11 protein-coding genes are annotated in these 14,411 nt (G+C 67.4%); 6 read left to right on the forward strand and 5 right to left on the reverse strand.

Features of this window, described 5'->3' with window-relative positions:
• Positions 1-22: 22 nt before the first annotated feature.
• Positions 23-217, reverse strand: coding sequence for a DUF5999 family protein (locus ADL25_RS36520; protein WP_059132196.1), 195 nt, complete (start codon positions 215-217; stop codon positions 23-25).
• A 228-nt stretch (positions 218-445) separates the two neighbouring features.
• On the opposite strand from ADL25_RS36520, the gene ADL25_RS36525 reads away from it, so the two are divergent.
• A complete protein-coding gene (locus ADL25_RS36525) occupies positions 446-868 on the forward strand; it encodes a DUF6299 family protein (protein WP_059132197.1) in 423 nt (140 codons plus the stop codon).
• Between the two features lie 3 nt (positions 869-871).
• Here ADL25_RS36525 and ADL25_RS36530 read toward each other — a convergent pair whose 3' ends face one another.
• Both ADL25_RS36530 and ADL25_RS36535 read right to left on the reverse strand, forming a co-directional pair.
• Entirely contained in the window at positions 872-2,401 is a 1,530-nt protein-coding gene (locus ADL25_RS36530) for a helix-turn-helix domain-containing protein (RefSeq protein WP_059132198.1), read from the reverse strand.
• A 64-nt stretch (positions 2,402-2,465) separates the two neighbouring features.
• Complete coding sequence (locus ADL25_RS36535; protein ID WP_059132199.1) at positions 2,466-2,663, reverse strand: DUF4236 domain-containing protein; 198 nt, start codon at positions 2,661-2,663, stop codon at positions 2,466-2,468.
• Positions 2,664-3,011: 348 nt separating this feature from the next.
• Between ADL25_RS36535 and acnA the strand changes: the two genes are divergently transcribed.
• Positions 3,012-5,726 (forward strand): aconitate hydratase AcnA, encoded by a 2,715-nt coding sequence (gene acnA / locus ADL25_RS36540; RefSeq protein WP_059132273.1) that lies wholly within the window; start codon positions 3,012-3,014, stop codon positions 5,724-5,726.
• A 109-nt stretch (positions 5,727-5,835) separates the two neighbouring features.
• Here acnA and ADL25_RS36545 read toward each other — a convergent pair whose 3' ends face one another.
• Both ADL25_RS36545 and ADL25_RS36550 read right to left on the reverse strand, forming a co-directional pair.
• Positions 5,836-6,201, reverse strand: a complete 366-nt coding sequence (locus ADL25_RS36545; RefSeq protein ID WP_115976520.1) for a hypothetical protein — start codon at positions 6,199-6,201, stop codon at positions 5,836-5,838.
• A 569-nt stretch (positions 6,202-6,770) separates the two neighbouring features.
• The gene (locus ADL25_RS36550; RefSeq protein ID WP_199839269.1) at positions 6,771-10,574 is read right to left on the reverse strand and encodes a GH92 family glycosyl hydrolase; all 3,804 of its coding nucleotides are present in this window, start codon (positions 10,572-10,574) and stop codon (positions 6,771-6,773) included.
• 104 nt (positions 10,575-10,678) lie between these two features.
• Here ADL25_RS36550 and ADL25_RS49360 point away from each other — a divergent pair, with 104 nt between their 5' ends.
• Genes ADL25_RS49360 through ADL25_RS36565 form a run of 4 tightly spaced genes read left to right on the forward strand, consistent with a single transcriptional unit; the run spans position 10,679 to position 14,384 of the window.
• Positions 10,679-11,002 (forward strand): hypothetical protein, encoded by a 324-nt coding sequence (locus tag ADL25_RS49360; protein WP_159045080.1) that lies wholly within the window; start codon positions 10,679-10,681, stop codon positions 11,000-11,002.
• A gap of 26 nt (positions 11,003-11,028) precedes the next feature.
• Positions 11,029-12,480: an N-acetylglucosamine/diacetylchitobiose ABC transporter substrate-binding protein gene (gene ngcE, locus ADL25_RS36555; RefSeq protein WP_059132201.1), complete on the forward strand. Its 1,452-nt coding sequence runs from the start codon at positions 11,029-11,031 to the stop codon at positions 12,478-12,480.
• Positions 12,481-12,529: 49 nt separating this feature from the next.
• A complete protein-coding gene (locus ADL25_RS36560) occupies positions 12,530-13,456 on the forward strand; it encodes a carbohydrate ABC transporter permease (RefSeq protein WP_059132202.1) in 927 nt (308 codons plus the stop codon).
• A 4-nt stretch (positions 13,457-13,460) separates the two neighbouring features.
• A complete protein-coding gene (locus tag ADL25_RS36565) occupies positions 13,461-14,384 on the forward strand; it encodes a carbohydrate ABC transporter permease (RefSeq protein ID WP_059132203.1) in 924 nt (307 codons plus the stop codon).
• The last annotated feature ends 27 nt before the right edge of the window (positions 14,385-14,411 follow it).

Below are 14,411 nucleotides of genomic sequence, written 5' to 3' on the forward strand. Positions count from 1 at the left end.
CGCCGCGGGGAGCGGGACCGCGTCAGGCCGCCATGGCCAGCGGTCCCATCGGCACGCGGCGCGGGGCGACCACGCTGCCGTCCGGGAGCAGTTCCCCGCTGTCGTCGAAGACGATCGCGCCGTTGCAGAGCAGGGTCCAGCCCTGTTCAGGACGGGCGGCGACGACGTGTGGTGCGATGGTGTCGGACGCCGGGCACGAAGGCTGGTGGGAACACATGGCGCACCTCCGGGTGAGGTTCGGGCGGCCGGTTGTCGCCCCCTCGTCCTAGACCATGCTCCGCCTGTGAAGCCACCGGAAGCATCGGCCGACAAGCGTGACACCATGCGGACAACTCTCGGACACATCGCGGACGGTCGGGGCGGACTCGCCACGAAGGGGTGAAGATCACGCACCCCGACAAGGCCTCCCGGTACCTGTGGAACCCCCCATTCCAGGAGGTGTTCCATGTTCGTGCGCCAGGTCGTCGGGGTGGTCTTCGGCGCCGCCCTGCTCCTGTCCGCCGCCCCCGCCGCCGGTGCCCAGACCGGACGGCACGAGGAGCTGACGATCCACCGTATCGGCCACCTCACGGCCGACGGCACGCTCACTCTGTCCGGCACCTACCGCTGTCACGGTGGCGGTGGCCCGGTCTTCGTCTCCTCCTCCGTCTCCCAGGGCGACTCCCGCGTCAGCCACGGAGTCGGAGGCACCCTCGCGGTGTGCGACGGGGCCGAGCACCGCTGGACCAACTCCGAGAGGCGCCCTGGCGCCTATCACCCGGGCCGGGCGCACGTGGGGGCCGCCCTGCTGGAGCTGCGCGCGACCGGCCTCCCGCTGCCCACGTTCCACGCGGTACGGCAGCGGGAGGTCAGGCTGGTCGAAGACTAGGGCTCAGATGTTCCGGAACGTCTCGATCTGCGCGCCGACCGAGTTGAGCCGTTCGGCCAGCTCCTCGTAGCCGCGGTTGATCACGTACACGTTGCGCAGCACGGACGTACCCTCGGCCGCCATCATCGCCAGCAGCACGACCACGGCGGGCCGCAGCGCGGGCGGGCACATCATCTCGGCGGCCCGCCAGCGGGTCGGGCCCTCGACCAGCACCCGGTGGGGGTCCAGGAGCTGGAGGCGGCCGCCGAGGCGGTTGAGGTCCGTCAGATAGATCGCCCGGTTGTCGTACACCCAGTCGTGGATCAGCGTCTTGCCCTGCGCGGCGGCGGCGATGGCCGCGAAGAACGGGACGTTGTCGATGTTGAGGCCGGGGAACGGCATGGGGTGGATCTTGTCGATCGGCGCCTCCAGCTTGGAGGGCCGCACGGTCAGGTCCACCAGCCGGGTACGGCCGTTGTCGGCGACGTACTCGGGCGTGCGGTCGTGGTCGAGGCCCATCTCCTCGAGCACCGCGAGCTCGATCTCGAGGAACTCGATCGGGACCCGGCGCACCGTCAGCTCGGACTCGGTCACGACCGCGGCCGCCAGCAGGCTCATCGCCTCGACCGGGTCCTCGGAGGGGGAGTAGTCGACGTCGACGTCGATGTTCGGCACACCGTGCACCGTGAGCGTGGTGGTGCCGATGCCCTCGACCTCGACGCCGAGCGCTTCGAGGAAGAAGCAGAGGTCCTGGACCATGTAGTTCGAGGACGCGTTGCGGATGACCGTGACCCCGTTGTGGCGGGCGGCGGCGAGCAGGGCGTTCTCGGTCACGGTGTCACCGCGCTCGGTCAGCACGATCGCCCGGTCGGGCGAGACGGACCGGTCCACCACCGCGTGGTAGTGCCCCTCGGTGGCGGTGACGTCGAGGCCGAACCGGCGCAGAGCGATCATGTGCGGCTCGACGGTGCGTGTGCCCAGATCGCAGCCGCCCGCGTACGGCAGCCTGAAGCGGTCCATGCGGTGCAGCAGCGGACCGAGGAACATGATGATGGAGCGCGTACGGCGGGCGGCCGCGGCGTCGATGGAGTCCATCTCGAGGTCGGCCGGGGGCACGATCTCCAGGTCGACGCCGTCGTTGATCCAGCGGGTGCGCACCCCGATCGACCCGAGGACCTCGAGGAGGCGGTACACCTCCTCGATCCGGGCGACCCGGCGCAGCACCGTGCGCCCCTTGTTGAGCAGTGAGGCGCACAGCAGCGCCACGCAGGCGTTCTTGCTCGTCTTCACGTCGATGGCGCCCGAGAGCCGGCGACCGCCGACGACCCGCAGATGCATGGGGCCCGCGTAGCCGAGGGACACGATCTCGCTGTCCAGGGCTTCACCGATTCGGGCGATCATCTCAAGGCTGAGGTTCTGATTGCCCCGCTCGATGCGGTTGACAGCACTCTGGCTGGTGCCTAGCGCCTCGGCGAGCTGTGTCTGAGTCCAGCCACGGTGCTGCCGGGCGTCACGGATGAGCTTGCCGATGCGTACGAGGTAGTCGTCTGACATGAGGCCGAGGTTATCTCAGATATGAGATTGCGCCTCTTGGGGGGTCTGTTCGGGTGAGTGACCGTCAGTGACCCTTGGTGGAACGGGTGCGACGCCATCCGAAAGGACCGGGCAGATCCATGGATGTCGTGCGACGTCCCGAACTGCTGCGCGTATGGCGCGGGCCGTGCTTCCCGCCCGTGGTGATGGACCACGAGCGCTTGTTGATGTTCAGACGCACCCCGGGCAGGATCCGGAAACTCTTGCGGAACGTGAGGGGCATGCGACGTCTCCCTTCGATTGCCGGTTCACGTCGCATACCCCGGCTCCGCGCATTGATGACACCGCGGCGGAGTGCTCGCCGGGCATGGCCAAAGGGTGTCCTCGGTCGGCCGGTGGCGCGCGGCCGTGCGGGCGCGCCGCGGGGCGCGGTGGCGGGATCGGGCCGGGCCGGGCATGACCATCCCGTCCCCATGTACTAGAGTTATCTCGACATCGAGATATCTGCCGAGGCGCACCGCAGCCCCGGGCTTGGTAAGGGTTACCTAACTTAGCCTTACCTTAGCGGATCGGCCAGGCCGTCGTGGCGGCAGGATGCGGTGGTACGCGCACATCAATGAAGGAGACTGTCGTGTCGGCGAACAGCTTCGACGCCCGCAGCACGCTGCAGGTGGGCGACGAGTCGTACGAGATCTTCCGGCTGGACAAGGTGGAGGGCGCGGCCCGCCTGCCGTACAGCCTCAAGGTCCTGCTGGAGAACCTGCTCCGCACCGAGGACGGCGCGAACATCACCGCCGACCACATTCGCGCCCTCGGCAACTGGGACTCCCAGGCCCAGCCGTCGCAGGAGATCCAGTTCACGCCGGCCCGCGTGATCATGCAGGACTTCACCGGCGTTCCGTGTGTCGTCGACCTCGCCACCATGCGTGAGGCCGTCAAGGAGCTCGGCGGCGACCCGGCGAAGATCAACCCGCTGGCCCCGGCCGAGCTGGTCATCGACCACTCCGTCATCGCCGACAAGTTCGGCACGAACGACGCCTTCAAGCAGAACGTCGAGCTGGAGTACGGCCGCAACAAGGAGCGCTACCAGTTCCTGCGCTGGGGCCAGACCGCCTTCGACGAGTTCAAGGTCGTCCCGCCGGGCACCGGCATCGTCCACCAGGTGAACATCGAGCACCTGGCCCGCACGGTCATGGTCCGCGGTGGCCAGGCGTACCCCGACACCCTCGTCGGCACCGACTCGCACACCACCATGGTCAACGGCCTCGGCGTCCTCGGCTGGGGCGTCGGCGGCATCGAGGCCGAGGCCGCGATGCTCGGCCAGCCGGTCTCCATGCTCATCCCGCGCGTTGTGGGCTTCAAGCTCACCGGTGAGCTGCAGCCCGGCACCACCGCCACCGACCTGGTGCTCACGATCACCGAGATGCTGCGCAAGCACGGTGTCGTCGGCAAGTTCGTCGAGTTCTACGGCGAGGGCGTGGCCGCCACCTCCCTCGCCAACCGCGCCACCATCGGCAACATGTCGCCGGAGTTCGGTTCCACCGCCGCGATCTTCCCGATCGACGACGAGACGCTGAGCTACCTGCGCCTGACCGGCCGTTCCGACCAGCAGGTCGCGCTCGTCGAGGCCTACGCCAAGGAGCAGGGCCTCTGGCTGGACCCGAAGGCCGAGCCGGACTTCTCCGAGAAGCTCGAGCTGGACCTGTCCACCGTCGTTCCCTCCATCGCCGGCCCGAAGCGTCCGCAGGACCGTATCGTCCTGGCGGGCGCCGCCGAGCAGTTCAAGGTCGACGTCCGCAACTACGTCGACACCGCCGACGAGGCGGGCAAGGAGTCCTTCCCGGCCTCCGACGCCCCGGCCTCCTCCAACGGCGTCCCGTCCAATCCGGTCCCGGTCACCGCCCCCGACGGCACGACCTACACCCTCGACCACGGTGCGGTGACGGTCGCGGCCATCACCTCCTGCACCAACACCTCGAACCCGTACGTCATGGTCGCCGCCGCCCTGGTGGCGAAGAAGGCGGTCGAGAAGGGCCTGACCCGCAAGCCGTGGGTCAAGACCACCCTCGCCCCGGGCTCGAAGGTCGTCACCGACTACTTCGACAAGGCGGGTCTGACCCCGTACCTCGACAAGGTCGGCTTCAACCTGGTCGGTTACGGCTGCACCACCTGCATCGGCAACTCCGGCCCGCTGCCGGAGGAGGTCTCCAAGGCCGTCAACGACCACGACCTCGCGGTCACCGCGGTGCTGTCCGGCAACCGCAACTTCGAGGGCCGGATCAACCCCGACGTCAAGATGAACTACCTGGCGTCCCCGCCGCTGGTCGTCGCGTACGCCCTCGCGGGCTCCATGAAGGTGGACATCACCAAGGACGCCCTCGGCACCGACCAGGACGGCAACCCGGTCCACCTCGCGGACATCTGGCCGTCCGAGGCCGAGGTCAACGACGTCGTGGCCAACGCCATCGGCGAGGACATGTTCAACAAGTCCTACCAGGACGTCTTCGCCGGTGACGCCCAGTGGCAGTCGCTGCCGATCCCCACCGGCAACACCTTCGAGTGGGACGCGGAGTCGACCTACGTCCGCAAGCCCCCGTACTTCGAGGGCATGCAGATGGAGCCGGCCCCGGTCACCGACATCGCCGGTGCCCGTGTCCTCGCGAAGCTGGGCGACTCGGTCACCACCGACCACATCTCCCCGGCCGGTGCGATCAAGGCCGACACCCCGGCGGGCAAGTACCTCATCGGGCACGGTGTGGAGCGCCGTGACTTCAACAGCTACGGCTCGCGCCGCGGCAACCACGAGGTCATGATCCGCGGCACGTTCGCCAACATCCGCCTGCGCAACCAGATCGCGCCGGGCACCGAGGGCGGCTACACCCGCGACTTCACCCAGGCCGACGCGCCGGTGTCGTTCATCTACGACGCCTCGCGCAACTACATCGAGCAGGGCATTCCGCTGGTCGTCCTGGCCGGCAAGGAGTACGGTTCCGGTTCGTCCCGCGACTGGGCCGCCAAGGGCACCGCGCTGCTCGGCGTGAAGGCCGTCGTCGCCGAGTCCTACGAGCGCATCCACCGCTCGAACCTCATCGGCATGGGCGTCCTGCCGCTCCAGTTCCCGGAGGGCCAGAGCGCCGAGTCCCTCGGTCTGACCGGCGAGGAGACCTTCTCCATCGCGGGTGTCACCGAGCTGAACGACGGCACCACGCCGCGTACGGTCAAGGTCACCACCGACACCGGTGTCGAGTTCGACGCGGTCGTCCGCATCGACACCCCCGGTGAGGCCGACTACTACCGCAACGGCGGCATCATGCAGTACGTGCTGCGCAACCTGATCCGCAAGTAGGCGGACCGGCAAGGTCATCGGGCCGCAACTCCGGCAACGGGGTTGCGGCCCTGCGCCGTTACGGCGGGGGAAAGCGGAGCCCTGCGCGGTCCCGGTCCGATCCCCTGCTCTAGATCCATCCCGCGGCCTGGGCGATCGCGAACGGCGCGGGGACCAGGGTCGACATGCCGAGCCACAGGTTGAGCGGCCTGCCCTCCTGCCACGGCATCAGGACGTCCACCACCAGGATCATGCCGAGGACGAAGGCGCCGCCCAGCACCGCGCCCAGCGTCATCCCGACCGCCTGGTCCGGCGAAACCTTGACGCAGCCGAACCCGCCGGTGCATGAGATCAGCGCGTATCTGGTCAGCAGCCACCGCAGGCACACGCCCGGGAGGATGGCGGCAAGTCCGATCAGGAGGTTCGCCACCGCGGCCGCCCACCAGGAAACGGCGGTGCCCGCTCTGCGGCCACCGTCCGTAGCGGAACCGTGCACAGCTTGCCCTCTCCCAGTTCACCGCGCTCGTACAGGTAGATGACCAGGGGAGCACTCCGGTTGCCCTGTGCGCCCCCTGGAGCGGCGAACACCGCTCCCACGAGTGACGCCGGGCGGCTTCGGACGGACTCGGGTTGCCGCCGCACCGTCGTCCCGACGCAGGCGAGGGGGCAATGGGGTGACCGCGGCCGGGTCCCGCACGAGGGAGCGGCGCGTCAGGAGTTGATGAGGCTTCCGCGATCGCCCGTCGGGCACGTCCGCGCGGCAGGCGCGGTGGGGCACTCCGGGCGGACCGGGTGGCCGGTGTGTGAGCCACCCGGTCCGCGAGCCGGGCCGGCCCGGGGGAGGGAGCCGGACCAGGTGATGCGTGGCTGGTGTGCGCCCTGATGGCGACAACGTTGTCCGACTGGTCTGTACATGACTGTATCGCCCCAATGGACAACGATGTCAAGGTTGTTCACCCGCAAGGCTGATTCGGCGGCGCCCGTCCGCGCACCTGCCGGGCGCAGAAGGGCGGGCGCGGAGGAAACTCCACGCCCGCCCTGTCCCGTGTGCGGTGGGTCGGGCCGTCAGGCCAGCAACTCCACCTCCGCCAGGGTCGCCTGACCGCTCAGGACCAGGCGGTAGTGCGTGTAGGAGCCGGTGTCCGGGATCGAGAACGCCCTCGTCTGCCGGTCCCATGCGAAGGATTCGCCCGAGCGCCGGTCGAGCGTGGTCCACTGCGTGCCGTTCCTGGACGCCTGAAGGGTCCAGTCCGTGGGCGCCTTCGTGTGGTCCGCCGGGGATGTCAGGGTGTACTGCACCGCCTTGGCGGACTCCGTGACGGGAAGGTCCACGCTCGTCACGGTGCCCTCCGTCGCCGAGGTGTTGTCGAAGAGCGCTCCGTCACCCTTGATCACGTCCGCACGGGGCGAGGGGACCTTGTCGTCCTGGGTGATCGACACCGGCGCCGCCGTCTTCCCGGTGCCCCAGGAAGACGGCCGGGCACCCATGTCGAAGTCCAGCACCCCGCCCTTGGCCAGCAGGCTGTGCGGCAGCGACGTCGACGTCCACGCCTTGCCGTTCACCTTCACGCCCTGGACGTACACATTGCGGCTGCTGTTCTTCGGTGCCCTGATCACCAGGTCCTTGCCGTTCTCCAGGTGCACCGTCGCCTTGGTGAACAGCGGAGACCCGATGGCGTACTCGCCGCTGCCCATCACCAGCGGGTAGAAGCCAAGCGCCGAGAACACGTACCAGGCCGACTGCTCGCCGTTGTCCTCGTCGCCGTGGTACCCCTGGCCGATCTCGCTGCCGGTGTACAGGCGGGAGAGGACCTCACGGGCCTTCGCCTGCGCCTTCCACGGTTCGCCCGCCGCGTCGTACATGTAGATCACATGGTGGGCGACCTGGTTGGAGTGCCCGTACATGCCCATCCGGACGTCGCGCGCCTCCGTCATCTCGTGGATGACACCGCCGTAGGAGCCCACGAACTCCGGTGACGCCGTCTCGGGCGTCGCGAAGTACTCGTCGAGCTTGTCCGCCAGCCCGGCACGGCCGCCGTACAGGTTGGCCAGGCCCCGGCTGTCCTGCGGCGCCGTGAAGGCGTAGCCCCAGCCGTTCGTCTCCGTGTAGTCGTAGCCCCACACCCGCGGGTCGTACTTCGCGGAGTCCACCCGCCAGTTGCCCTGCGCGTCACGGCCCTGGAAGAAGCCGGCCTTCGTGTCGAAGAGGTCGACGTAGTCCTGGGCGCGGTTGAGGAAGTACGCCGACTCCTCCTTGTAGCGCTTCTTGTGGGTCTTCTCGTAGAGCGCCTGGCCCATCTTCGCGATGCCGTAGTCGTTGACGTAGCCCTCCATCGCCCACGACAGGCCCTCACCGGTGGCGGTGCTCGTGTAGCCGAGGAACGGAGAGGTCGCCATGCCCTTGCGGCCCACCCCGGACGACGGAGGCGTGACCGTGGCGTTCTTCACCGCCGCGTCGTAGGCAGCCCCCGCGTCGAAGTTCACGCCCTTCGCATAGGCGTCCGCGAACGCCACGTCCGAGGAGGTGCCCGTCATCAGGTCCGCGTAGCCGGGCGAGGACCACCGGGAGGTCCAGCCGCCGTCCTTGTACTGCTGCACGAATCCGTCGACCAGTTCACCGGCCTGCTTCGGCGTGAAGAACGAGTACGCCGGCCATGTCGTCCGGTAGGTGTCCCAGAAACCGTTGTTGACGTACACCTTGCCGTCGACGATCTTCGCCCCGGTGTGGGTTGGGGTGTCCTGACCCGTCATCGGGGAGAAGGGGGACGCGTACTGATTCGTCGAACCCACCTTCTCGAAACCGGAGTTGGGGTACAGGTACAGCCGGTACATCGAGGAGTACAGCGTCGTCAGCTGGTCGGTCGTGGCCCCCTCGACCTCGACCCTGCCGAGCAGTTCGTCCCAGGCCTTCTGGGCGCGTGCCTTCACGTCCTCGAACGAGGATCCGTCGGGGACCTCCTGGCTCAGATTGTCCTCGGCCTGGTCCACGCTGATGAGCGAGGTGGCGAGACGGAGGGTCACCGTGTGGTCGGCGCCCGGCTTGAAGCGCAGGTACCCCTTCACTCCCGAGGACGCGCCGTCCGTCACGGGCGCGTCGAACACGCCGTATACGAACAGCCGTGTGGCACCCGTCGACAGGCCGGACTTCACGTCCGAGAAGCCGGTGACGATCCCCTTGTCCTTGTCCAGGGTCAGCCCGGCCTGCTCGGTCACGTTGTCGAAGATCACGCTCGCGTCGTCACCGGGGTAGGTGAACCGCAGTACGGCCGCGTGGTCCGTCGGCGTCATCTCCGCCTTCAGGCCGTTCTCGAAGGTCACCCCGTAGTAGTAGGGGCGCGCGGTCTCCCTCTCGTGCCGGAACGCCAGCGCCCGTGCCTCCCGGCCGGTGTCCGGCGTGCCGGACGCGGCCGACGGCATCACCTGGAACGTCTGCCGGTCACCCATCCAGGGGCTGGGCTCATGGCTCGCGCTGAACGCCTCGACGGTGGGCAGATTGTCGTCGTTGTTGGCCCGGGCGTAGTCGTACAGCCAGCTCAGCGAGCCCGCGTTGGTCACCGGCGTCCAGAAATTGAAACCGTGCGGCACGGCCGTCGCGGGGAAGTTGTTGCCGCGGGAGAAGCCGCCGCTGGAGTTGGTGCCGCGGGTCGTCAGCGCGTAGTCGGACAGATGCGCCTTGGGCTTGTCCGGTGGGGTCGTCTTCAGCGAGACGTCGTCCAGCCAGCCCCGGAACTTCGCCGGTCCCTTGGGCGAGTCGTAGGCGACCAGAATCCGGTCCACGGTCTTGCCGGCCGCGACCGAGCCGATCCGCGCGACCACGTTGTTCCACTGGTTCACATACAGGACCTTGGCCGCGCCCTGCCCCTGGGGGGTGAGCGGGAGGCCGTGCTGGTCGAGCGCGCCGAGGCCGCTCAGATAGGTTCCGTCGGTGAAGGCCAGGTCGACGGAGACGTTCGTGGCGTCGTAGTCGCGGTCCCCGTCCGCCATCGACGGGAAGATGCGGTACGACAACCGGGTGTCCCGCTGGACGGCCACGTTCACGTCGAAGACCTTGTTGTACGAGTACCCACGGCCGTCCGCCGTGTGCGTCCCCGCGTAGCGCAGCGCCCGGCTGCCCGTGAAGCCCATGCCCGCCTTGGCGGTGGGGGAGCCGATCGGGCCGCGGTCCACCAGCGTGCGCATGTCCTTGGGCGTGGGATCGGTGGTGTCGCCCGTGGAGAACTGCACATCGGCGAGCTGGAGGATGTCGGCCCCGTGGTTCCTGGTGAAGTCGAGCCGGAAGTGCTGGTACTCGGCCGGTGCGGCGAGATCGAACGACGTCGTCCTGAACCGCTCGTCGAAGGACACGCCGGTCCGGGTGTCCAGGGTCTTCCAGTCCTTGCCGTCCGTGGAGCCCTGAAGGGTCCAGTCCGCCGGGTCCCGTTCCGCGGCGTCGTTGGCCGACGTGAGCGCGTACGTCACCACCTTGACCGGGGCGTCGAAGTCGAACTCCACCCAGCCCGTCGGCGCGAACGTGAGCCACTTGGTGCTCGGTTCGCCGTCGATCAGGTTCTCCTTGACCTCACCGGAGCCCGAGTTCTCGGCGCTGGCCCGGACGTCGGTGACCTCATCGGTGACATTGCCCGGAATACCCGTCGCATACGCACCGTCCACGCCGGACGCCCGTTTCGAACCGTCCGCCGCCGTGTCGACGGTGTTGAGCCATGTCGGCGCCGGATCGTCCGTTTCGAACGACGAGGCGAACTCCCGGTCGGCGCTCCCCGCCCGGGCGGGCAGGGCCACCGAGGCGCCCTGTGCCCCTACGAGCAATGCCAGGGCGGCCGCCCCGACGACCGCCGTCGGGGCCCATCTGTGCCGAGATCTGTGCTGCATACGCGAGCACCCTCCCTGCGCTGTGAAATTGGACAACGTTGTCTACTCCGCTGCGCGAGGAACCAGTAGGTGGCCAAGTAGCCAGTGATGTCAAGGTGTTGAGTGTGGCATTCGGGCTCAATGCGGCGGATATGCCGTTCTGGAAGCGCACGGGCATCCCGTATTTCCGAGAGGTCTCAACTCGGAAAAGCAAAGAGTCAACCTTGCATTCGATCTTGCCCAGTTGGCGGGAAGTGGACTATACCTGTCGGCGTCCGGAGCAGCCGTCTTCTGCGGTCCGACGGCTGTGGGCAGGCACGACCGGGGGAATGGGAGGCGGCGAACTGTTTCGGGAATCAACAACTGCCGTGCGCCCCACTGAATCCCTCGTGCACGACCCCAGCTTCACCATCACCGCGGTGCCGGTAAGGATCCGGTTCACCGCCTGAGTCCTGGAGAAGGCGAGGACTTGAGCATGGGATCCACTTCCGGCGAGAACTCCACCACCGCAGGCGTCGGACGCCGTGATCTGATCAAGCGGTCCGCTGCGCTCGGTCTGATCTCCGTCCCCGCGATGAGCTTCCTTTCCGCCTGCGCCAGTGGCGGCGGCGACGATCAGGGGAAGGCCAAATCGGGCAAGAAGACCGAGAAGAACCCGCTCGCCGTCAATGACACGGCGCAGATGGAATTCGTGTTGTTCGACGGCGGCTTCGGCAAGGAGTACGCCGAGGACGCGGTCAAGATCTACGAGAAGGACTTCCCGAAGGCCAAGGTCAAGTTCTCCGCCACCCAGAAGATCCAGTCCACCCTGCAGCCCCGCTTCAACCAGGGCACGCCGCCCGACCTCATCGACAACTCCGGCGCCGAGCAGATGGACATGGGCGTCCTCGTCGGCAAGAGCCAGCTCGCCGACCTGACCCCGCTGCTGGACGCCGCGTCGTACGACGACCCCTCCAAGAAGGTCCGCGACACCCTGCGTCCGGGCATCGTGGAAATGGGCCAGTTCGACGGCAAGCCGGTCTGGATCCTGTACTACGCCTACACGGTGTACGGCGTCTGGTACTCGCAGAAGGCCCTCGACTCGCTCGACGAGCAGTACCCGGAGACCTGGGACGCGATGCTCAAGGTCTGCGAGAAGGCCAAGAAGAAGGGCATGGCGGGCTGGACGTACGCGGGCAAGTACCCGTACTACCTCCCCTTCTCGCTGTACCCGATGATCGGCAAGGTCGGTGGCCGCGAGGTCCTGGACGCCATCGACAACCTGGAGCCCAACGCCTGGAAGCACCCGGCGGTCAAGGCCTGCTTCGAGGCCTACTACGAGCTCTACAAGAAGGGTTACGTCCTCAAGGGGACGCCCGGCCTCGACCACATCCAGTCGCAGACCGCCTGGGCCAAGGGCAAGGCGCTGTTCATCCCGAACGGCTCCTGGGTCGAGAACGAGTCCGCGAACGTGATCCCCAGCGACTTCAACCTCGCGGTCTCCGCCCCCACCGGCCTCGACAGCTCCGACAAGATGCCGTTCGGCACCATCTGGGCCTCCGGCGGCGAGCCCTTCATCGTCCCGGCCAAGGCGAAGAACGCCGCGGGCGGCATGGAGCAGCTGCGCATCATGCTCAGCGAGGCCTCGTCGAAGAACTTCACCGCCAAGGTGAAGTCCCTGACCGCGTACAACGGCGGCACCGACGGCATCACCCTCACCCCGGGTCTGAAGTCCGGTGTCGCGGCGCTGGAGAAGGCCGGCGACAACGTCGTGAACCCGCGTCTCCAGGACTGGTACGTGCAGCTGCAGAAGGAGAAGATCGGCGTGTCCGGCCTGGGCGAGATGATGGCCGGCCGTCTCACCCCCGCCGAGGCCATCCAGAAGATCCAGGGCTTCGCCGACGAGGCGGCGAAGGACTCGTCGATCAAGCACTACAAGCACCAGTGAGGGTCCGTCACCAGCGGCAACACCCGCCCAGAGAACGGGGTCGGTAGCAATGCAGCACGGCAAGTACCGGTTCATCGTGGGGTTCCTGGCGGTTCCCCTGGGGCTGTACGGGCTTTTCGTCGTCTGGCCGTTCATCCAGTCCATCTACTACTCGTTCACGGACTGGACCGGCCTGAGCCCCGAATTCAAGATGGTGGGCTTCGACAACTACAAGAGGATGCTCCATGACGAGATCTTCTGGAAGTCGTTGCAGCACAGCCTGCTGTTCGCCTTGGTGCTGCCGCTGGTGACGCTCACCCTGGCGCTGTTCTTCGCCTTCATGATCAATGTGGGCGGGCGGCGCCGGAGGGGCGGCCCGGTGATCTCCGGTGTCCGCGGCTCGTCGTTCTACAAGATCGTCTACTTCTTCCCGCAGGTGCTGTCGATCGCGATCGTGTCCTTGCTGTTCGCCTTCGCGTACAACCCGGACAGCGGCGCGATCAACTCGCTGCTGCGCGGGATCGGACTCGACAGCCTGCAACCGCTGTGGCTGGGCGACCCGAGTCTCGCCCTGTGGTGCGTCATGGCGGTGCTCGTCTGGTCGACGGTCGGCTTCTTCGTGGTGCTGTTCTCCGCGGGTATGGCGTCGATACCGACGGATCTGTACGAGGCCGCGCTGCTGGACGGCGCCGACCGGATCGCCACGTTCTTCCGGATCACCCTGCCGTTGCTCTGGGACACCGTGCAGTCCGGCTGGGTGTACATGGGCATCCTCGCCCTCGGCGCCGAGTCGTTCGCGGTCGTACAGATCATGACCACAGGACCGGGCGGTCCCGACTACTCGACGACGGTCATGGTCCTGTACGTCTACCAGAAGGCCTTCCGGGACGGTCAGGCCGCATACGCCACGACCATCGGTGTGGCCCTGCTCGTCGTCACGCTCGCCTTCGCGGCCGTCGTGATGCGGCTGGGCCGACGCGAGCGGCTGGAGTTCTGATCACATGAAGACGACTGACACCTCCGCCCCCGTGCCGGCCGAGTCCGGTCTTCCCGTCGCCGAGATCGGCACTACGCGCGGGACGGCGCCCAGGGAGAAGAAGGAGGGAACCGTCCTCAATGCCTTCTCGCACGGGATCCTCGTCCTCTGGGCCATCATGGTGGTCATGCCGCTGCTGTGGGCGGTGATGACGTCCTTCAAGGACGACAGCTCCATTTTCGGCTCGCCCTGGGCACTGCCGGACAAACTGCATTTCGACAACTGGGCGCGGGCCTGGACCGATGCCAACATGAGCGACTACTTCCTCAACACCATCCTTGTGGTGGGAGGTTCGCTCATCGGCACCCTGGTGCTCGGTTCGATGGCGGCGTATGTGCTGGCCAGATTCGATTTTCCGGGAAACCGCTTCATCTACTTCCTGTTCATCGGCGGCATGAGTTTCCCGATCATGCTGGCCCTGGTCCCGCTGTTCTACGTCGTGAACAACATGGGACTGCTGAACACGATTCACGGGCTCATCCTGGTCTACATCGCCTACTCCCTGCCGTTCACGGTGTTCTTCCTGACCGCGTTCTTCCGGACCCTGCCGACCTCGGTCGCGGAAGCCGCGTTCGTGGACGGTGCCTCGCACAGCCGGACCTTTTTCCAGATCATGCTGCCGATGGCCAAACCCGGGCTGATCAGTGTGGGGATCTTCAACTTCCTCGGGCAGTGGAACCAGTACATGCTGCCGACGGTGCTCAACACCGACCCGGACAAGCACGTCCTCACCCAGGGGCTCGTGCAGCTGGCCGTCAGTCAGGGATACAAGGGCGACTGGTCCGGTCTCTTCGCCGGTCTGGTCATGGCCATGCTGCCCGTGCTCGCGGCCTACATCATCTTCCAGCGGCAGGTGGTGCAGGGCCTCACGGCCGGCGCCCTGAAGTAGTCCGAGGCCTTCGCTCGGCCGACGCCG

The organism is Streptomyces sp. NRRL F-5122 (assembly GCF_001507435.1).
Classification (GTDB): Bacteria; Actinomycetota; Actinomycetes; order Streptomycetales; family Streptomycetaceae; genus Streptomyces; species Streptomyces lannensis.